Annotated in this window: 20 protein-coding genes; 13 read left to right on the forward strand and 7 right to left on the reverse strand. The window is 53.3% G+C overall.

Translation table 11 applies throughout. From position 1 onward, the window contains the following. Window positions 1-138 precede the first annotated feature (138 nt). Window positions 139-873: a YkgJ family cysteine cluster protein gene (locus F1E05_RS05645; RefSeq protein ID WP_232056794.1), complete on the forward strand. Its 735-nt coding sequence runs from the start codon at window positions 139-141 to the stop codon at window positions 871-873. A gap of 52 nt (window positions 874-925) precedes the next feature. Here F1E05_RS05645 and dinB read toward each other — a convergent pair whose 3' ends face one another. The 4 genes from dinB to F1E05_RS05665 all read right to left on the reverse strand — a co-directional run bounded on the left by dinB (window position 926) and on the right by F1E05_RS05665 (window position 3,708). After that, window positions 926-2,011, reverse strand: coding sequence for a DNA polymerase IV (gene dinB, locus F1E05_RS05650; RefSeq protein ID WP_150047365.1), 1,086 nt, complete (start codon window positions 2,009-2,011; stop codon window positions 926-928). Window positions 2,012-2,015: 4 nt separating this feature from the next. Beyond that, window positions 2,016-2,318: a DUF4389 domain-containing protein gene (locus tag F1E05_RS05655; protein ID WP_150047366.1), complete on the reverse strand. Its 303-nt coding sequence runs from the start codon at window positions 2,316-2,318 to the stop codon at window positions 2,016-2,018. Window positions 2,319-2,322: 4 nt separating this feature from the next. Next, a complete protein-coding gene (locus F1E05_RS05660; RefSeq protein ID WP_150047367.1) occupies window positions 2,323-3,342 on the reverse strand; it encodes a DUF2333 family protein in 1,020 nt (339 codons plus the stop codon). 96 nt (window positions 3,343-3,438) lie between these two features. Further along, a complete protein-coding gene (locus tag F1E05_RS05665; protein ID WP_190303259.1) occupies window positions 3,439-3,708 on the reverse strand; it encodes a YcgL domain-containing protein in 270 nt (89 codons plus the stop codon). 85 nt (window positions 3,709-3,793) lie between these two features. Between F1E05_RS05665 and F1E05_RS05670 the strand changes: the two genes are divergently transcribed. From F1E05_RS05670 to guaA, 4 genes are all read left to right on the forward strand, one after another. Next, on the forward strand, window positions 3,794-4,375 hold the full coding sequence (locus tag F1E05_RS05670) for a CPBP family intramembrane glutamic endopeptidase (RefSeq protein ID WP_150047369.1): 582 nt from the start codon (window positions 3,794-3,796) through the stop codon (window positions 4,373-4,375). Between the two features lie 9 nt (window positions 4,376-4,384). Next, window positions 4,385-4,849, forward strand: a complete 465-nt coding sequence (locus tag F1E05_RS05675; protein WP_150047370.1) for a hypothetical protein — start codon at window positions 4,385-4,387, stop codon at window positions 4,847-4,849. 179 nt (window positions 4,850-5,028) lie between these two features. Next, window positions 5,029-6,492: an IMP dehydrogenase gene (gene guaB, locus F1E05_RS05680; RefSeq protein WP_150047371.1), complete on the forward strand. Its 1,464-nt coding sequence runs from the start codon at window positions 5,029-5,031 to the stop codon at window positions 6,490-6,492. A 116-nt stretch (window positions 6,493-6,608) separates the two neighbouring features. Then, the gene (gene guaA / locus F1E05_RS05685; protein ID WP_150047372.1) at window positions 6,609-8,189 is read left to right on the forward strand and encodes a glutamine-hydrolyzing GMP synthase; all 1,581 of its coding nucleotides are present in this window, start codon (window positions 6,609-6,611) and stop codon (window positions 8,187-8,189) included. Here the strand turns inward: guaA and F1E05_RS20860 are convergent. Continuing rightward, entirely contained in the window at window positions 8,113-8,442 is a 330-nt protein-coding gene (locus F1E05_RS20860) for a Fic/DOC family N-terminal domain-containing protein (RefSeq protein ID WP_197737414.1), read from the reverse strand. The genes guaA and F1E05_RS20860 overlap by 77 nt on opposite strands. 681 nt (window positions 8,443-9,123) lie before the next feature. Here F1E05_RS20860 and F1E05_RS05695 point away from each other — a divergent pair. Beyond that, the gene (locus tag F1E05_RS05695; RefSeq protein ID WP_150047373.1) at window positions 9,124-9,315 is read left to right on the forward strand and encodes a hypothetical protein; all 192 of its coding nucleotides are present in this window, start codon (window positions 9,124-9,126) and stop codon (window positions 9,313-9,315) included. A 195-nt stretch (window positions 9,316-9,510) separates the two neighbouring features. Here F1E05_RS05695 and F1E05_RS05700 read toward each other — a convergent pair whose 3' ends face one another. Beyond that, entirely contained in the window at window positions 9,511-9,912 is a 402-nt protein-coding gene (locus F1E05_RS05700; RefSeq protein WP_150047374.1) for a hypothetical protein, read from the reverse strand. 451 nt (window positions 9,913-10,363) lie between these two features. After that, window positions 10,364-11,278 (reverse strand): helix-turn-helix transcriptional regulator, encoded by a 915-nt coding sequence (locus F1E05_RS05705; protein ID WP_150047375.1) that lies wholly within the window; start codon window positions 11,276-11,278, stop codon window positions 10,364-10,366. 257 nt (window positions 11,279-11,535) lie between these two features. Between F1E05_RS05705 and F1E05_RS05710 the strand changes: the two genes are divergently transcribed. The 7 genes from F1E05_RS05710 (at window position 11,536) to F1E05_RS05740 (ending at window position 18,573) form a co-directional block, all read left to right on the forward strand. Then, complete coding sequence (locus F1E05_RS05710; RefSeq protein WP_150047376.1) at window positions 11,536-12,273, forward strand: hypothetical protein; 738 nt, start codon at window positions 11,536-11,538, stop codon at window positions 12,271-12,273. A 440-nt stretch (window positions 12,274-12,713) separates the two neighbouring features. Further along, window positions 12,714-13,079: a hypothetical protein gene (locus F1E05_RS05715; RefSeq protein WP_150047377.1), complete on the forward strand. Its 366-nt coding sequence runs from the start codon at window positions 12,714-12,716 to the stop codon at window positions 13,077-13,079. Between the two features lie 176 nt (window positions 13,080-13,255). Continuing rightward, window positions 13,256-13,828 carry a serine O-acetyltransferase gene (locus tag F1E05_RS05720; RefSeq protein WP_150047378.1) on the forward strand — a complete coding sequence of 191 codons (573 nt, stop codon included), beginning with the start codon at window positions 13,256-13,258 and terminating at the stop codon, window positions 13,826-13,828. A gap of 125 nt (window positions 13,829-13,953) precedes the next feature. Then, window positions 13,954-15,126, forward strand: a complete 1,173-nt coding sequence (locus F1E05_RS05725; RefSeq protein WP_150047379.1) for a polysaccharide biosynthesis/export family protein — start codon at window positions 13,954-13,956, stop codon at window positions 15,124-15,126. Further along, window positions 15,123-16,382 carry a GumC family protein gene (locus F1E05_RS05730; protein WP_150047380.1) on the forward strand — a complete coding sequence of 420 codons (1,260 nt, stop codon included), beginning with the start codon at window positions 15,123-15,125 and terminating at the stop codon, window positions 16,380-16,382. Before F1E05_RS05725 ends, F1E05_RS05730 begins: the two co-directional genes overlap by 4 nt. After that, on the forward strand, window positions 16,383-17,096 hold the full coding sequence (locus F1E05_RS05735; protein ID WP_190303260.1) for a P-loop NTPase family protein: 714 nt from the start codon (window positions 16,383-16,385) through the stop codon (window positions 17,094-17,096). After that, window positions 17,089-18,573 (forward strand): O-antigen ligase family protein, encoded by a 1,485-nt coding sequence (locus F1E05_RS05740; protein WP_150047382.1) that lies wholly within the window; start codon window positions 17,089-17,091, stop codon window positions 18,571-18,573. Before F1E05_RS05735 ends, F1E05_RS05740 begins: the two co-directional genes overlap by 8 nt. Window positions 18,574-18,582 lie beyond the last annotated feature (9 nt).

Raw genomic sequence — 18,582 nt, forward strand, 5'->3', positions numbered from 1 at the left:
ACAAAATGACAAAATATTGATCAGGATCAAATAGCAGAATGATCCGAAACGCGAAAATGTGATTTTTGCCTGTTTTTCCGCTCGACGGAACGCTCGGCACCATAGTGCGCGGCAACCGGCTAAAACCCGAACATGCTTATGAACGAATCAGACTATCTTGGATTTTTTGCCGCTCAACATCAGGCATTTGCCGACACTCTTGCTGTCCGGCGCGGACAAGCGGACTTGATTGACGGCTTATTATCCCTGGCTTTCAGCAGTTTCGACGGCAACGTGGAAGCTGAAAGCGCAAACCACCCGCCCATCGCTTGCCATAAAGGCTGTGCCACCTGTTGCACATTGCGGGTTACCGCTTCCGCTCCGGAAGTGTTGCTGGTAGCCCGCTTCATCCGTTGGCAAGATCAACGCGACCCTGCTTCCAACCTTGGCAAGCGGGTCATCAAGGCCAATCAAACTACCGTCGGCCTCGACGAAGCCGCCAGAGTCAAATTGCGCAAAACCTGCCCATTTATCCGCCGCGGCGCTTGCGGCATTTATCCGGTACGGCCGTTGGCCTGCCGCGGCCATGCCTGTTACGACAAGCGTGCGTGCAACGAAGCCGCGGCCGGCCGCATCGCCGAAATTCCGTTATCTTACCCTCACCGCAATTTCCGTAGCTTGATCCAAAACGCTTTGCAATCCGCTTTGCGTGATGCCGGCTATGTCTGGGATTTATACGAACTAAACAGGGCTGTGAGCTTGGCCTTGCAACAGGAAAACAGCGAATCGGCTTGGCAAGCCGGAATGGATCCATTCGCCGAAGCTGTGGTGAACGACATCGGCCGCGAAGAAATGGCCCGCACCTTCGATACGCTAAAGCGCTATCAAGCTTAATGGCAGGATGATACGCATTTTGCGTCTTCAGGCGTCTCCTCATGGATCAGTCTTACAGGTTAAACAAATCCAGCTGCCGATAAGCTTGCACAGTAGGTTCGTTATTAAGGCCGGACAAAATAACGCCTAACAAGCGCACCTTCTTACCTACGAAATCGGTGGACGACAATAAATTGGCCATCAGCTCGTAGGTGGCGTTACAGTCGGTCACGGGCTCGCTTAAGGTACGCCCGCGGGTGATTTGTACAAAATTCTGATATTTGATTTTGACGGTCAAGGTGTGCGCCGACAACCGATTGTCCGCCAGTTTTTGCAAGGCCTGCTGCAGCAACAGTTTCAATTGCTCCAGTATCACCTCCGCATCGTCTATGTCTTCTTGGTAAGTCATTTCCACACCCACCGATTTGCGCTCCCGGTGCGAGTTGACGATGCGCTCGTCGATGCCGCGGGCGATCCGGTAATAATGCAACGCGGCTTTGCCGAAATGCTGTTGCAACACGTGCAGAGGGGTTTGTTTCAACGTCAGGCCGTTGGTTATACCCAAAGCTTGCATCTTCTTTTCGGTGGCGGGACCTATACCGTGAAATTTGCCTATCGGCAGCCGGTCGATAAAATTCTGGGCTTGCTCGGGCATGATCACGTGCAGGCCGTCCGGCTTGTCCAAATCCGATGCCAACTTGGCTAAAAACTTGTTGTACGACACGCCGGCGGATGCGGTTAATTCGGTCTCGCGCTGGATGTCGAGCTTGATTTGCTTGGCCAACCAGGTGGCCGAGCCCTGAAAACGCCGGCTATCGCTAACGTCCAAATAAGCTTCGTCCAGCGACAAGGGCTCTACGCAATCGCAATAACGGATGAAAATACGGCGTATCTGTTCCGAAACCTGACGGTAAACCTCGAAACGAGGCTTGACGAAAATGGCTTGCGGGCATAGCCGGTACGCGTGCGCGGAGGGCATGGCCGAATGCACGCCGAATTTGCGGGCTTCGTAACTGCAGGTGGCTACCACCCCGCGCGAATCCGGCCTACCGCCGACGATAAGCGGTTTGTTGCGGTATTGCGGGTAATCGCGTTGTTCGACCGCTGCGAAAAATGCATCCATGTCGACGTGGATGATTTTGCGCAGTGGCTCGGACATGGTTTTAGGAGGGGTCGGACGACTCCAGCTCGGCGGTCAGATTCCAGTCGGAGAACGGAAACGGCAGTTTGTCGGTATTGAAGGTCAAAAACAACAGGATATGGTAGTGATAAGTCGATAAATTGCGGCCGAAACCCAGGATGTTGGGATTCACGGCTCCGGTCAGCAAAACCGAACCGACTTGTAACAACACCACCAACCAAATCAATAGCTTGACCATGCTGTCTATCACCGCGTAGATCAGCATGAAAATAATGCGCTTCCAGGTTTCGATTTTCTTCAAATTGTCGTTCAGCATTTCTTGCACGGTTTTAACCTCTATTCATCACGTCGCGCAAATCCAGGGCCGCCGCATTGGCCCGGGCAATATAATTAGCCATCGCCAAGGAATAATTGGCGAACAAACCGAAACCGTCGCCGTTCAGCACGACCGGACTCAGCGTAGGCGTCAAGGCGTTTTCCAAGGCTTGGATCATATTGTCCAAGGTGTTCATCGCCCGTTTGTCCAACAAAATGTCGGAAAAATCGTGCTTGATCGCTTTGAGAATGTGCAGCAAGGCCCAGCAAGCGCCGCGGGCTTCGTAGAACACGTTATCGATTTCCATCCAGGGGGTTTGCCCTATCGTCGGCATGTTAAAGTCGACCGGATTGGACGGATCGCCGTGCGCGGCACCGGAAAATTTGTCGGTACTGGCCGCCAAACGAGTGGACAAACCGCCCAAGCGTTTGATCACCACTTCGGTGTACTGCCACAAATTGTCGGCGCGGGAGTGAAACTGAGCCGGACGCGAGGTGGAAGACGGATTTTGCAGGCGTGACATATAGTGATGCAAAGCATCCACGCCTTTGACGTATTCGGCTTCGGTAGACGGCAATGCCCACGAATTGTGTTCGTAATAAAAATACGGCTCGGCTTGAGCCAGATCGGGGTCCTCCGCCGACTGCGATTGGTCGCGGGCAAAATGGTTGCGCAAAGCCGTGGTCGCATCGCGCAACATCACCAGAGCACCGTACTCCCAGTTTTGGATGTTGTCGCAAAACAAACCGGGAGGAGCGACGTCGTTGGTCAGATAACCGCCGGGCTTGAATAAAATCACGTCGGCGATGTGCGCCAGCGTGTTGGCATACACGTAGCCGATAGGCATTTGATCCGTGTGAGTCACGTTCATACGCTCGATCGCTTCGTCTTGCACGTTGAAGATATTCGGCTCGCGGCTCCACCACTCGCCCAAAACCAGCATCACGATAGCGACAACGCCCACCAACGTACCAAACCCCCAGAGTATGCCTTTAGACTTGGCGTCCTCGTAAGCATGCGGATTCTCTGACATGTATTGCGTATCCTAAATGTACTATTAAAATTGTGAGCTTATTACCGCTTTTATCGCCGGGTATGGTAGCACGGTTTACCGCGAAGACATCCCCATTCAATGCAGATTACGGCCGGATTGCTCCCAACCCGCCGCAGACATCGGCGGCATTTGAATGAAAAAGCCGTTATTCAGCAAACCGGCCATTACTTTTTGTACATCTTCCCGGGCCAATTTGCGCTCGGCATTCAGCTCAAGCTCCATTACGAAACTCAGCCGACCGAAATCGGCTAATAATTGCGCAGGCAGCACCGAAAAGTCGTCTTTGTCGCGCAAATATAAATACAGCTCGTCTTTTTTAGCGCTCTTATATATAAAACAATGCATTACCGTTCTCCTTGTCATAATTGCTGCCAATTTTACCGGTTTTTAGCTAGAATTTTGCTCCGCTCATCCTCTAATTCTGTAAGCCATGCAACCTGCCGCACCCGATAGCTTTTTTCGCTTAGCCTGTTGGTTCGAAGGCGCACTAATAGCGGTTGCCGTGCTGGTCGGTCGGATTACCGACATAGATCCCTTCGCCGAACTGAATTTCGCAGAATTGGCTTTGTTTAACGGCGCACTGTTGACCCTGCCCTTGTTGCTGTTGTTTTGCCTGTTGCAACAATTGCCCTTCCCATCGCTACGACATATTCGCGAATTGCTGCTGGAAACCTTGGGCTCCAAATTACACCAGCGGCATTGGACCGACTTATTCATCCTGGCCTGTATCGCCGGTTTTTCCGAAGAGCTGCTGTTTCGCGGCACACTGCAACCTTGGCTGGAATACAAAACCAGCCCGGCTACCGGCTTGCTACTGAGCAACGCCATGTTTGCGCTAGCGCACGCGATCACTCCGCTTTATGCGGTATTGGCTATGCTGATGGGGATTTATCTGGGCATGAGCCTGGATTACAGCGGCGAACGCCAGCTGCTGACGCCCATCGCGATACATACTTTTTACGATTTTTTCGCTTTTTTGATCATTATCCGCGACTATCGCCGCAGCTTGTGAGATTTCCATATGCCGTCCTACTCCGCCCCGCAGTCCATGACGCCGCACTGGCTGGTATGTGCCATGATGCTGACCTCGCTGGCCCTTTACAACCTACTCTGCCACTTGTTTGCAGAGCAAATCCGCGTCGGCAACTTACCGGAAGCGGACCGGGTTTTGATCCGCACCGTATTGTACGTGTCGGCTATTGTGTTGTTTCCGCTCACTAATCTGATTCGCCACGTTCTGCTGCGCCTCAATCAAACCATGCCCGGCCCGACCGACGCACGGCAACGCTATTTCACCACCATCGTCGTCACCCAGGCGATGATAGAAATCGTTAGTACCTTCGGTTTGGTGATGTTCGTATTGGGCGACGATTTCAACACACTGTATATTTTTACTCTGCTGGGTGTAGTCGGCATTTATTTACACAAGCCCAAAATCGAAGAATTGGCAAGCATCCAAGACGCACTATCCCATCGCGCCGGCTAATCCGGCCGCAAGGAAGGCACGGCTTTCGGCATCTGTGGCTTAATTTACTCGCCGCAACCGACCGGACAGCGGCGCTTTCCTGCTTCGTCGCGGCGTAAGCCTATCCTGTCCCATGGTTTTTATACGGCCACTTAGGTTGTACAATACGCTGCTTTTCAAAAAATTAGCTCAGGTGTTACATGAAGATCATACAGGAAGCGCTCACGTTCGATGACGTGTTACTGGTTCCCGCCCATTCGACGGTTTTACCGCGCGAAGTGGAACTGAAAACCCAGCTCACCCGTAACATCACGCTCAACATCCCTTTGATTTCCGCCGCCATGGATACCGTCACCGAAGCCCGGTTGGCCATCGCTATTGCCCAGGAAGGCGGCATCGGCATCATCCACAAAAACATGACCATAGAACAGCAAGCACGCGAGGTGCTGAGGGTCAAAAAATACGAAAGCGGCGTCATAAAAGATCCGATTACCGTCTCGCCGAATACCACCGTGCGGGAAGTGTTGGAATTGACTCACGCCAAAAACATCTCCGGCGTACCGGTGGTCGACGGCGAAGAGCTGGTCGGCATCGTTACCAGCCGCGACCTGCGCTTTGAAACTCGTCTGGACGAAGCCATCCGTTCGGTGATGACGCCCAAGGAGCGCTTGGTCACGGTCAACGAAGCCGCCGGTCAGCAAGAAGCCATCGCCAAACTGCACAAACACCGCATCGAAAAAGTCTTGGTGGTTAACAACGACTTTCAATTGCGCGGCATGATTACCGTCAAAGATATTCAAAAAGCCAAAGATAATCCGCACGCTTGCAAGGACGAACAGGAACGTTTGCGGGTCGGCGCCGCGGTCGGTACCGGAACCGGCACCGAAGAACGGGTGGAAGCCTTGGTCAACGCCGGCGTGGACGTGATCATCGTCGATACCGCGCACGGCCACTCACAAGGGGTATTGGACAAAGTACGCTGGGTTAAACAAACCTTCCCCAACGTACAAGTCATCGGCGGCAACATCGCCACGGCCGCCGCAGCGCTCGCCTTGGTGGAGGCCGGCGCCGACGGGGTCAAGGTCGGCATAGGTCCGGGTTCCATCTGCACCACCCGCATCGTCGCCGGGGTCGGCGTACCGCAAATTACCGCCGTCAGCGAAGTCGCCGCCGCCTTGAAAGGCTCGGGCATTCCTTTAATTGCCGACGGCGGCATTCGTTACTCCGGCGACGTGGCCAAAGCCTTGGCGGCCGGCGCTTATTCGGTGATGTTGGGCGGCCTGTTTGCCGGTACCGAGGAAGCGCCCGGCGAAGTGGAACTGTTCCAAGGCCGCTCCTACAAATCCTACCGCGGCATGGGCTCCTTGGGCGCGATGGCGCAGCAACAAGGTTCCAGCGATCGTTATTTCCAGGAAGCCGAAATCGTGGAAAAATTGGTGCCGGAGGGCATCGAAGGCCGCGTGCCTTACAAAGGCAGCGTGTTGGCGATCATTCACCAGCTGCTGGGCGGCGTGCGCTCCAGCATGGGCTACACCGGCAACCGCACCATTGCCCAAATGCACGACAACGCTCAGTTCGTGCGAGTCACCAGTGCCGGCATGCGCGAAAGCCACGTGCACGACGTAACCATCACCAAAGAAGCACCGAATTACCAACTGAATTAACTCGAATATAGGGTGGGTTAGCCAAGCGTAATCCACCCTATCAAGCCCCCCGGCGAATTACGCTTCGCTTTTATGCACTAAGGCTAAATCCGCCCATACACAATAGACCCGCCGCCGTGACACAAACCAATATTCATTCCGACAAAATCCTGATCCTCGACTTCGGTTCGCAGTACACGCAACTGATTGCCCGCCGCATCCGCGAGATCGGCGTGTACTGCGAAATCTATTCCTGCGACAGCAGCGACGAAGAGGTCAAAAACTTCGGCGCCAAGGGCATCATTCTGTCCGGTGGCCCGGAAACCGTGACCAGCAGCGACACCCCGCGCGCGCCGCAAGCCGTGTTCGAACTGGGCGTGCCGGTATTGGGGATTTGCTACGGCATGCAGACCATGGCCGAACAGTTGGGCGGCAAGGTCGAATCCTCCGACCACCGCGAATTCGGCTACGCCCAAATCCGCGCCCGCGGCCACTCCAAACTGTTGAAGGACATCGAAGACCACGTCTCGCCGGAAGGCTTTGGGCTATTGGACGTGTGGATGAGCCACGGCGACCGCGTCGTCGAACTGCCGGCAGGCTTTAAACTGATCGCCAGCTCGGACGGCGCGCCAATTGCCGGCATCGCCGACGAAGACCGCGATTTCTACGCGCTGCAATTCCACCCGGAAGTGACTCACACCAAGCAAGGCGGGCGCATCCTCGGCCGTTTCGCGTTGGATATTTGCGGCTGCGCGGCGCTGTGGAACGCCAGCAACATCATCGAAGACAGCATCAGCGCGGTACGGGAAAAAGTCGGCGGCGATCAGGTGATACTGGGCTTGTCCGGCGGCGTCGATTCCTCGGTGGTCGCGGCCCTGTTGCACCGCGCCATAGCCTCGCAACTAACCTGCGTGTTCGTCGATACCGGCTTGCTACGCCTGCACGAGGGCGACCAGGTGATGGCGATGTTCGCCGAACACATGGGTATTAAAGTGATCCGGGTCGATGCCGAAGCCCGCTACATGGCCGCGCTGTCCGGCGTCAACGACCCGGAGCAAAAACGCAAAATCATCGGTGGCCTGTTCGTGGAAATTTTCGACGAGGAAGCCGGCAAACTCACCGACGCCAAATGGCTGGCGCAAGGCACTATCTATCCCGACGTGATCGAATCGGCCGGCGCCAAAAGCGGCAAGGCGCATTTGATCAAATCCCACCACAACGTTGGCGGCCTGCCGGAAAACATGAAGCTGAAACTGGTCGAACCGCTGCGCGAATTGTTTAAGGATGAAGTGCGCAAGCTCGGCCTGGAACTGGGCCTGCCGGCCGACATGATCTATCGCCACCCCTTCCCCGGTCCCGGCCTGGGTGTGCGCATCCTCGGCGAAGTCAAAAAGTCCTATGCCGACTTGCTGCGCAAGGCCGACGCCATCTTCATCGAAGAACTGTACCGCCACGATTTGTACAACCAAGTCAGCCAAGCCTTCGCGGTGTTCCTGCCGGTCAAGTCGGTCGGCGTGATGGGCGACGGCCGCAAGTACGACTACGTCGTCGCGCTGCGCGCGGTGGAAACCATAGATTTCATGACCGCCCGCTGGGCGCACCTGCCATACGACTTTTTGGACCTGGTCTCAAGGCGCATCATCAACGAAGTGCCGGGGATTTCCAGGGTAACTTATGATATTTCAGGTAAGCCGCCGGCGACGATAGAGTGGGAGTGAAAATAGGTAAAAGGCGTATCAATCGCGCCGAAAATGGCAATGTTTGCAAATTTTCGATGGCTTGATTCATCGCCTTAACGTAATTTTGCACTTCTTCCCAGTCATCGCGTTTATCCGGCGCAACATTCTCCTGTTCCAGCAACGCATCTTCCATATTGGTCTGCGTACCTTCGATTCGACTGGATTGGGTAGACTCTTTTAGCACGTACATGCGGATGAACAATTCGATATTAGGAATGTAGTCGGAGTACATGTCCAAGCGACCGAGTGCACGATCCGCTGACCCAGTAGCTGGATCAATTCCATGTCGTCCAAAACCCAGAGGCGATTGATCTTAGAGAGCTGGAAGCTTTTATAGTGTGATTGTTGCGTCAGTTGTCCGGCAGAAAATTTTTCATCTAGTCATTTCTGTAGAAAATTAAAACAGCCCCGCCGCTTATTCTTTATTTTATGGAAAAACTAAAATAGCGCCAGCGGCTATTTTAGGTTCGTCTAGAAACGATAGTTTTACGCTGAAACATAACAGTTTCATCGCGCCCACGCTTCGCACGGTAACTGCAGTGACGGACGCTCCAGCATCCGGTAGGCACCGCCGGAGCGTGGAAGCGATAAATAGTAGCGTTTAGCCCGTTTCTCAGCATTGTTTTATATGAAATGCTTAATTTCTGCTGTTCTCTTCTTTGCGTTGGTCCGTTGCCTAACGTGGTGAGTAGCATGCTTGCGGTCATGCTTTATATTGGCGCTGTTGGAGGTGTAGGCTTCGCGTTCAGATGCAGATAAACCGGTAAATTCATCAGGAATAATACACATGGCAATACTATTGTTTTTTCAATTAAAACAATAAATTGACTGTATTGCGTGTTGTGTATTTTTGCTCGGTGGATATAGTGAAGGCGTGTTTTCGTTGCTGCCGGTAAACGGTTTGGGAGGACGGATGAAAATCGCTAAATTAGCTGCTGTAGGAATCGGACTATCGGTATTTGCCGTCGCCGGTCTGGCCGGAATTATCCCGTTGGAATTTGCCGTGCCGCTCTTATTGTTTGCGGCATTGATGCGCGGCAGTCTGTTGTTAATCGAAAAAGCGATCGACAGCGCGGCTCAGGCTAAGGAAGCCGATAGGCAGTAATTCGCAAACGGGTTAGTCCGGGGGACCCACGACTTTTGCCGTTGGCGGCAAGCGCGGCGTAATGCCTTCGACGAATACGGACGTAAGGCTGGACGGTCTCTCGGGCTGGTGTCCTGGGGTAAAAGCCAAGCGGGAGGAGGGCGATTAACCTCGCACGCACTAAAAGCGCGAGGTTAATCGTAAAGCGCAGCGGCGCTATTGTTTGACTTTCGGCAGTTCCTTGTCTTCGGTGTTGAAATGGCAAAGTCCGGCGGCAAAGTAATTGCATTCTTCCGATTGTTCGATTTTGGCTCCTGTGGGAGACAATTTAATCGTCAAGGTGCAAAAGTGGCGCTCGCTGGGGATTTGTTTTTTCAAAACCAACTCGTTTTCGCCGACATATTTTGCTTCGCCGGAAATATCGGCAGTGCAAGCGTGTTGGTCGCCGCTGCTGTCGGTCGGCTCGAAATCGACGTCAGCGTAGACCGTAGTTTGTTTACCGACTGTATTGATTTTTAAGTGTTGAACGTGCTTGCCGTCGGTCAGCACATAGTGATCGGTCAACGCAAACGCCGAACCGGATAACAACATCGACGCCAAGAACAGGATTTTTTTCATACTTTCTTCCCATGGTTATTATTAGAAATCGCCACTGCTTGAGCTGAGTCGCTCAATTCGTAGCCGAAAAACACCGAAATCCGAGGGCTTTGCTGGCAGCAAAACGCTACTCCAGCCGGTTGATTGTTAAACAATTGTCCCGCCGATGAGTCTCTGAACGCAAGCCGTAGGCATTTCAGCCTCTTTGCCGCTTTGCCCGGTACAGTCTTGGGTCCGCAACAGCGTCGGCTATCGTGCATTTTTAAAACAAACCGTTACAAAGGCTCCGCTCGTCTTACCAGGCTCGCAGCATTTTATCACGTTGCGTGGAGCACCCATTTCAAGACGTTGATCGATTAGCCGAGGCCGGTTTGTAGAGTTCGTTTGTTGCCTTAAAACCTGAACAAGAATAAGGCCGAAACAATTTCCGTTACCGGGCTTAGGGGCATCCGCAAACGGCTGGTCCGCATGATCAGGGGAGGGCTTCTATGAGCGGATGCACAATCCCCGAGGCCCTGCGCCGGTATGCACCCGGCGATTCGCCGACACAGCGTTTGAAAGCCCGGCTGAAGGCCGATACCGAATCGTAACTGCAACGTTCCGCGACCCGTTCTATGGTCATGCCGGATTCTTTTAGCCAGCACGCCGCAATCTGCATGCGCCATGACAGTAAATATTCCATCGGCGGACAGCCCAGCAGAGCGGCGAATTTTTTGGTCAGCGCGGCTTTGGACAGGTGGGCCTGTTGGGACAGTTCCTGCATGTTCCATGGCTTCCAAGGCTCTCGATGGATTGCGGTCAACACGGCTCCCAGACGAGCATCGTGCAGCGCGGCGAATAGTCCGTGGCTGACCAGTTGCTGTTCGATACAGTGACGGACAACCAAAATGAACAAGCCGTCGCACAGGCGCTCGATCAGCGCGAAGCGGCCGAGGCGTTCGGTTTGGCTTTCGGCGATCATCATCCGGGTCAACTCGGCCAGATGCTTTCCGGCTTGCTCGCGACGGATCACGATTTCCGCAGGCAAGGATTGCCACAACGCCGCTTTCGGCAAGCCCAGTTCGATCAGGCCGCACACAAAAGCGGTACTGCCTTGCGCCCAGCTAACCGGCCGGGCATCATCGGCGCCGAAGCTCAATTCATCGGCGCTGTAGGATAGATAATGCTTTTCGGCGTGCGGTAGAAACAAGATTAAATCGCCTTCTGCCAAAGCCAAGGGTTGGCGCCAAACCGGCGAATGGATCCAGCCGTTGCCTTTGGTCAATAGATGAAACCAGACGTCGCTGTCCGAATTATGGTCTATCGCCCAGCGCCCGCATACCCCGCCGGCATAAATCAGCTTGGCGCGTAGATTGAGGCCTTGCAGCAGAGAGGTGATCGTGTCCATCGTTTGTCCAGCAGGGTGAGCTTGTATGCAGTCAGTGGTTAGCGTATTGGCCAGTCTAGCAAAACGGCCTTGCCGCGAATATCGATCATAGCTGCCTGCTGACCCAATTGAGATGGGGGGCTGGCGGATCAAGCTAAACGCGTTTTTTGAGCATGAATTATCGTGTTTCGGGCATGTTCTTCCGGTCAGGTTGCACCTACACTCGCGGACGGCGGCCTAAGTGGAAGCCGCGATCTTGTAAGGTTAGAGGATTAGCGATGGCATCACGTGCAATAGTAATTTTTCTTTTAGCGAGCGGTTTGACTACGGCCAACGCAGCGGTAGTGTGGAAAGGTCGCGAATCGACGTTGAACGCGAGTTACTTGGTGGGAGCGGGACCGGTGATGCATTCCGATAACGTCATTGATACTTCGGATTCAATGACGGATCGATTTGCTATGGCTATCGCCGGCAGCGATGCCGCATCCGGCGTTTTATTAGGCCAGCCCTGGAGCGGCGCACTGACGTATTCGGCGGCACACGAATTTGCGGTTTTCGGTTCACCGCAGAATCTGGCCGCGATTACCAGCAGCGGCAGTTCGAATGCCTCGGCAACCTTCACCGGCGGCACCAGTATCGGTGTGAACGTTCGCGCCCCGGGAAACAGTTGGGCGCTGGAGTTCGACGTGACTGGCCCTACCCCTTACACGTTGCAGGGCAGCGTCGGCGACAGCAATACGCGTAATACCACGGCCGGCGTTCAGCTTCAGCGTTTTACCGTTACCTGGGTTCCAATCGAATTATTCGCCGATACCCCAAGTTTTTACCAAACAGGGGAGTTAGCTCCGGGACAGTACCGCATCATCGCCACCGCTGCGGCGACGGCCGGACTATTGGTGCCTGCCGCTGAATCCGTCTGGAATTTACAACTGACTTTTGTGCCGCTACCTCCGGCCGCTTGGTTGTTCGCCGCTGTTTTGGGATTTTGGGGCATCAGTCGGAAGAAAACCGGTTGATTACCGGTTAGCTTGCAAAACCGATGTGACGGGAGCAGGCACTACCCGCGCAGGCGGGTGGTTAAGCGCAAATAAAACAAAGCGCATTATCCGATCAGCAATCGGATCGAGTCGGCCGCAGTCTATGGCTTGATGCAATCGAATCCGGCATAGAGTGAGGAGGTAGCTACGCACAATCCGGTTGGAAGCGAACCTGCGGCTCGCTGACTCCGCTACAGGCAGTGAGCGGGGGATACTCCCAGTCTGCCTAGCTTGGCCGTAGTAGAGGCGTAACAGGCTACCAGCCTCCCTTGATGGATGCGGTGAAAATCCTCAGTGCTTTTCAGTGGCCAGGGTGATTGCCGTTTTCGTGCGTGTTAGTTGTAAAGACAACGGCGAGAGAATGCCCCCTCCGTCTTGTCGTTAACAATGAGGGGCTAGCTTGAAAATGAGGAGAGTGTATGCGAAAAATCAATACGATACGCGCCGTTTTGCCGGCGCTGAGCATTATTTGGCTGACGGCCATTTCAGCGCCTGCCTTGGCTGAAACCTGTCTTTGGGAAGGAAAGGCGCCGGCCTGTAACGGCGAATGCCGGCCGGGTTATACCTTGGTCAAACGGAACAAGGAAGGCGACGGTAAAAAGTGTGTGACCGGCATCAAGGCCTATTGCTGCAAATCGTCGGATGTCATCATCAGGGGAACCGCACCGTTCTGTAACGGCAAGTGCAAGGAAGGGGAGGAAATGCTGGGCGACTCGGACTATGGGCCGAAGGGCGAAAAATGCGAAACCGGCAAGGCGGCCATCTGTAGAATTTCGGTTCGCTGAACGGGCCGGGCTATTCGGCTGCCCGGTGAACTGAAAGCATGTGCGGTTTGAAGTCATAAACAGGCCTATAAAAGGCCGTGCGAAAGCTCGATCAAGTTCCGGCGTTGGCTGTTTGAATCAGTAGACGCCGCTATTGATTGACGACGGCTTTCGGATTAATCGCTAAGATTAATTGCATGGCGACCATCAATCAAACCTATTCGGATTTTAAAGCCGACCTCAAACGCTTAAACGATACCGCACCCGTCCCGGTTAAATTGACGTTTTTCCGGGCATTGCGCTTGATTTCGCGTCAGGAGTTGTGTTGTTTATTGCTTTACCGCATTTCCCATCTTTGTTATTGCCGGGGAAACAAATGCTTAGCCGGCTTTCTTTATCGCACCAATTTGTTGTTGACTGCTGCGGATATTCATCCTAGAAGCAAGATAGGTCCAGGTTGCCTGATTGCACATGCAATCGGCTTGGTTGTCGACGCGCAAATCGGCCGAAATTGTACGTTATTAGGCCATAATGTCGTGGGGCCGGCGTACAGCAACGGCCAATGGAGTTCGACTCCGACGATAGGCGACGATGTGACGATTTGTTTAAAGGCCTTGGTATTGGGCGATATTGAATTAAAGGATCAGCTAACCATAGGTCCTTATAGCTTGATCGACCATTCCCTGACAATTTCGAATTGTGTGGTCAGTTGCGTGCCGACTAAGATAGTTACCGCGCCACAAGCAACGCCGGCGAATCCGATTGAATAATTTTTACTATCTTCCTAATCTATGTCCGTAACCTAAGCCGATTGGTGTCAGGTATCGTCGCGGCCTCTTCAGCAAAGAGAGTAGGACGTGATTTCACTGTTCCACGTTAACTTGCAAAAAAAGCGATGCGCAAACCAACAAAGCTGCTGCCGTTACTGTTGATAACGAGCGCATGCTCTCAATACGACAATATTCCCGTTTTTCAACAAACCGTGCCGGAACCGGACGCTCAGGCCTTGGGCGCTCAAGCCGAACAAGCCGAAGGCATAATCTCCGGTCAAGCGGGGCAGTCGCCCGTTCCGGAAAATTTGCCGGCATCCGAACCGGTCGAATTGAGCGAATTTCCTTTGGAAGACAACCGTTACCAGGGGCAATTGCGTTTGCGCGTCGGCGATTCGGTCAAATTCATGGTTTGGGGTTATCCGGAACTGGCGCACGTCGCGGAGGTACAAGCCAACGGCGGCGTGACGCTACCGCTCGTCGGAGAAGTTGCCGCCAAAGGCCGCACGGTCGAAGATATCCGCAACGACGCCACACAGCTGATAGACGAGTTGTCGCGTAAGCAATACGATAATTTTCAATACGAGGACAGCTTGACCTTGTTCGTGTGGCAGCACGACGATTTGAAAATTACCGACGTCGTCAAACCGGACGGCACCGTCACCTTTCCTTTGGCCGGCAAAATACAGGTGGTGGGGCGCAGCATAGACGAGATCGAGTCCGATGTGCGTAATCGCTTGAAGCAGTACATCTACGACCCGCGCGTTTCCATTGTACCCAAGCTGACGCGGCGCAATATCGTCAGCAACCCTTTGGTGTCGATTTTGCCGCAAGACCTCAAACCGCGGCAAGTTGCGGTGATCGGCGAAGTGATGGTGCAAGGGCAAAAACCGATTGCTAGCGGTACCCGGGTCATGGACGCTTTAGCTGCTTCGCAGATCAAAGTCACCGGCGATATGGACAGCGTGGTGATTATTCGCAACATCGATTCCAAGCACCCGCAATATCGGCGGCTAAAGTTAAGCGAATACATGGAAGGCACGGCACCGGAACAAAACATTTTTTTGCATGAGAATGACGTCATCATTTTGCCTAAAACCAAAATTGCGGAAGTCGGCCAATTCGTTAACGATTTCTTTACCAGCACCAAACCGATATTGGAATGGTATATTGCCAGTCAGCAAACGTTTTACATCAACGACATTCTCCGGTTAAGCACCGAGGCCACCAAGGCCGCCATTCGCGCTTATAACCAAAGCACCGTTAACCCCACTTTGCCATCACCACCGTCCCCATGACAGCGATGCAGACACGCAACGGAATCGACGTAGAACACGAGTTGCCGACTCGCCGAGAATTGTTAGGCTTGTTTTTCGAATACAAGCGCAGCGTGTTGGTGGTTTTATGTACCACGATCGCAGTCAGCGCGTTCTTGGTCTATTACTTGTTGTCGCCGAGTTACGAAGCGAAAGCCAAGATCATCATCAATAACAGTCAATTGATGCAGCCTTTGGCCGATTCCGCTCCGCAAAGCGATTTCGAAAAAGTCATCGACTTCAATACCCAAAAGGATGTAATGGCGAGCGCCACTCTGGCGGCTGCCGTAGTCAAACAGCTGAATCTAAAAGACACGCGTACGATAGGGCGCATGGAAAAATTGAGTATGTGGGTGGGCGATATCAAGCGCACCTTAGGAAAAAGTTTGGGCATCGACTCTTGGGCTAAGCCCCATGATCCGGAGGCGGCAGCCATCGCTGCGGTGTTGGACAATCTGATGGTGGAAACGGCGCCGGAAAGCAAGGTCTTGAAATTAAGTTACCGGGCAAAAAATGCCCAAGAGTCGGCCGATACCTTGAATGCACTGGTCAACGAATTTCAAAACTTTTACAACCAAACCATACGGGCGCAAGCCAACGGTATTATCGATTATTTGCAAAACCAACTGAACGACGTTACGACACGTCTGGAGCATTCCGAGAAAGAGTTGGAGCACTTCAGAAAAAACGACAGAGCGGTGTTGAGCGAGCGGGAGGGGCGGGTGCAAAGCATAGTCGGTATTACCGACAGCACCGGCGCTCAGGACGAAATCAAAATCTACATTTTGAAAATGGAAGACGAATTGCGCCAGTTATCCAGTTTGTTTGCTGCGAGTGATCCGCGCATCGTCGGCTTGAAAGCCAAGCTGCAAAGCTATGTCGCCTTGATTAACGCCATTCCCGAACGCGAATTGGAATTGCACCGGTTAAAACGCCAGTTCGAACTGGACCAGGAAAGCTATCTGTACATGAAGAAAAATTTGGAGAAGGCCACCTTGATCGCAGAAGGCCAAACCGATCAAATGCGCTTGGTCACCGTGTTGGAAAAAGCCGAAGCAAACGAAGACCCGGTGTCGCCGAAGCGTAAGCTGACTATGATCTTGTCCGTGTTTTTAGGTACCGGCTTGGGGCTAATGCTGGTTTTGGTATTGGCTTACTTCGATCATTCTATCGGTTCCGTCAAGGACGTCAGTACTCACTTAGGCCTCAGAACCATAGGCTCGCTACGTAAAATTTAAATGATGAATTCCCCTGCAAGCTTGGCCCCGCCGGGGCTCACCTTGGACGAGCTAAGCGCTCGTATCGATAAAGACTACGCCAAAATACTGCGTCATCCCGAAGCAATGGAGTTGTTTCGGGCCTTGGACAACGAGTTGTACACCGTTTTTCGCGATCGAGCGCATGCGGTGCTGATGACCAGTGCGGCCGATGCGGAAGGAAAAACCAGTCTGGTGTTGTTGCTGGGGGTTTTTAGCGCCCTGTTAGACAGAGAAGCCAAAGTAGTATTGATCGACGCGAGCGACGACCAGCGTTTGTTTCGGGTTTTAGTGGGCGAAGCGCCGCGCGTGGCGTTGGTCAATCTGGAGTCGGAACAGCTTGAGCAAGCGTTGTGTCCTACCTTGCTTGCCAATTTACAGATCGTCTCGTTGTACGGCTCTGGCAATGTCGCCAAGAAACTGCCGCACCATCGCCTCAGCAAACTGTTAGACCTGCTGCTGCAGCGGGCAAACCGAGTAGTGGTGGATAGTTCGGCGGCTCATCGTAACCGAGACGTGTTCGCCTTGGCGGCTATCGTCAAACACAGCTTAACCGTCGTCAAATACCGCGGACCGATTCGCGAGCAGGTACAGGTACTGATTAGCGAATTGGAACGCGCCGAATGTAAACAACTGGGCGTGGTGATTAATCAGCGTATCTATAATTTACCGGCGTTTTTATACCGCCATGTTTAGCGTTTACGGCGAAAATGCGCCGCGCACCATTTTCGCCGTAACGCTGGGTATGCTAGGCGCCGCCGTGTTGGTGGCAGGCGCGGAAAAACACAATCTGCTGGCAGTGGGGGTAGCTTGCGGTCTGCCCGTGGCGTTGCTGTTGTCGGTGCAACCACGGCGGTTAACCCTGCTATTTTTACTCGCGATATTGGTATTGGAAGAGTTTCCCAGCGGGGAGGGAGAAACTCTGGAACGCTCTACGCGGACCGCGTTTTATTCCGTTTCGCTGGGAATTCCCGGCTTTTATGCGCCCGATGCGTTGTTGGCGGCAACTTTGGCGGGGTTCACGATACGCTTGTTGTTGCTGAAACAGTCGTTTGCCCTGCCTTTAGATCGCATCTCCTTAGGCATAGCCTTGCTCTGCGCGGTACTGTTGACCTCTACCGGGTTATCGGTCTTGTTCGGCAGTCCTTTCGATGCGGCCGTGGCGAACGTATCCACCACCATGCCGGCGGTTAACGAACGCGCGGCCAAGCTGATAGCGTTGTTTCAGTTTAAAAACTTTTCGCTACTGGTATTCGCTTATTTACTCGGCTTGTTTTTTTTTCGCCGGCGGCGGGATTTGGACAATTTCGTCCATACCTTTCTGGCAGCGGCCGTCATTATGGTGCCGATAGGGGTTATTCGTTTCGCTTTGCATCCCCGCTTGATGGCGGAGAACAAACCGCTGTTCTATCACTCGCCGACTACTTGGATTTTCGGCTTGGTTATTTTTTACGTGTTATGTCTTTGGATTTATCGTAAAACCACGCCTCGGCAATTGCTCTGGCTAGGCATACTGTGCATCATTTTGAGCGGGTTTATTTTCGCCTCGTTTCGCCGGACCATGTGGGGAGCGATTATCTTGGCCGCAGTCGTCTTGGCGTTTCTGATTCCGCCGCAGCAGCGCCACCGTTATTTTTTGTTGATCATGGTCGGGATTGCCGGGATGGGCGCGGCTTTGTTGTTCAGTCCGGGGCTTTTGGCCGCCATCATGAACCGCATCAACGAAACCAGCGTTAGCGATCCCTCGACCTTATACCGCATGACGCTGTTCATCTGGTTTCATCAAAATCTTGCCGATCTACCGTTAATGGGAGTCGGGTTTCGGCCGCTGTGGGATATTCAGGCTAGGTTGGGATATTTCTCGACCAATTTGGAGAACATTCACAGCCTGTATTTTTGGATACTGTTAAGACTTGGTCTGCTCGGGGCGCTGTGCTTGCTGGTGATATTGGGACTGACGATTTCGGAAATTTTGAGAAAATTGAAAAATCGGCGCTACGCGGAATACCACGCCTTAGTGATCTGCATTTTCCTGGCATTGGTGATGCTGTTGTTCAGCGGAATCTTCAACCCGGTCTATGCGGAAGTACGCTACATGATTTTGTTCGGGTTTTCGCTGGCGATCATTTCCCGCTTGCCGCAAATAATCGCACAATCGCCGGCTAAACTGTGACCCAGTTAA

The organism is Methylomonas rhizoryzae (assembly GCF_008632455.1).
Lineage (GTDB): Bacteria > Pseudomonadota > Gammaproteobacteria > Methylococcales > Methylomonadaceae > Methylomonas > Methylomonas rhizoryzae.

Excerpts from the sequence above, each read along its gene's own strand:
- F1E05_RS05645 (WP_232056794.1), top strand. The coding sequence starts at position 139 with ATGAACGAATCAGACTATCTTGGATTTTTTGCCGCTCAACATCAGGCA.
- dinB (WP_150047365.1), bottom strand. The coding sequence starts at position 2,011 with ATGTCCGAGCCACTGCGCAAAATCATCCACGTCGACATGGATGCATTT.
- F1E05_RS05660 (WP_150047367.1), bottom strand. The coding sequence starts at position 3,342 with ATGTCAGAGAATCCGCATGCTTACGAGGACGCCAAGTCTAAAGGCATA.
- F1E05_RS05665 (WP_190303259.1), bottom strand. The coding sequence starts at position 3,708 with ATGCATTGTTTTATATATAAGAGCGCTAAAAAAGACGAGCTGTATTTA.
- F1E05_RS05670 (WP_150047369.1), top strand. The coding sequence starts at position 3,794 with ATGCAACCTGCCGCACCCGATAGCTTTTTTCGCTTAGCCTGTTGGTTC.
- F1E05_RS05675 (WP_150047370.1), top strand. The coding sequence starts at position 4,385 with ATGCCGTCCTACTCCGCCCCGCAGTCCATGACGCCGCACTGGCTGGTA.
- guaB (WP_150047371.1), top strand. The coding sequence starts at position 5,029 with ATGAAGATCATACAGGAAGCGCTCACGTTCGATGACGTGTTACTGGTT.
- F1E05_RS20860 (WP_197737414.1), bottom strand. The coding sequence starts at position 8,442 with ATGTACTCCGACTACATTCCTAATATCGAATTGTTCATCCGCATGTAC.
- F1E05_RS05695 (WP_150047373.1), top strand. The coding sequence starts at position 9,124 with ATGAAAATCGCTAAATTAGCTGCTGTAGGAATCGGACTATCGGTATTT.
- F1E05_RS05700 (WP_150047374.1), bottom strand. The coding sequence starts at position 9,912 with ATGAAAAAAATCCTGTTCTTGGCGTCGATGTTGTTATCCGGTTCGGCG.
- F1E05_RS05705 (WP_150047375.1), bottom strand. The coding sequence starts at position 11,278 with ATGGACACGATCACCTCTCTGCTGCAAGGCCTCAATCTACGCGCCAAG.
- F1E05_RS05710 (WP_150047376.1), top strand. The coding sequence starts at position 11,536 with ATGGCATCACGTGCAATAGTAATTTTTCTTTTAGCGAGCGGTTTGACT.
- F1E05_RS05715 (WP_150047377.1), top strand. The coding sequence starts at position 12,714 with ATGCGAAAAATCAATACGATACGCGCCGTTTTGCCGGCGCTGAGCATT.
- F1E05_RS05720 (WP_150047378.1), top strand. The coding sequence starts at position 13,256 with ATGGCGACCATCAATCAAACCTATTCGGATTTTAAAGCCGACCTCAAA.
- F1E05_RS05725 (WP_150047379.1), top strand. The coding sequence starts at position 13,954 with ATGCGCAAACCAACAAAGCTGCTGCCGTTACTGTTGATAACGAGCGCA.
- F1E05_RS05730 (WP_150047380.1), top strand. The coding sequence starts at position 15,123 with ATGACAGCGATGCAGACACGCAACGGAATCGACGTAGAACACGAGTTG.
- F1E05_RS05735 (WP_190303260.1), top strand. The coding sequence starts at position 16,383 with ATGATGAATTCCCCTGCAAGCTTGGCCCCGCCGGGGCTCACCTTGGAC.
- F1E05_RS05740 (WP_150047382.1), top strand. The coding sequence starts at position 17,089 with ATGTTTAGCGTTTACGGCGAAAATGCGCCGCGCACCATTTTCGCCGTA.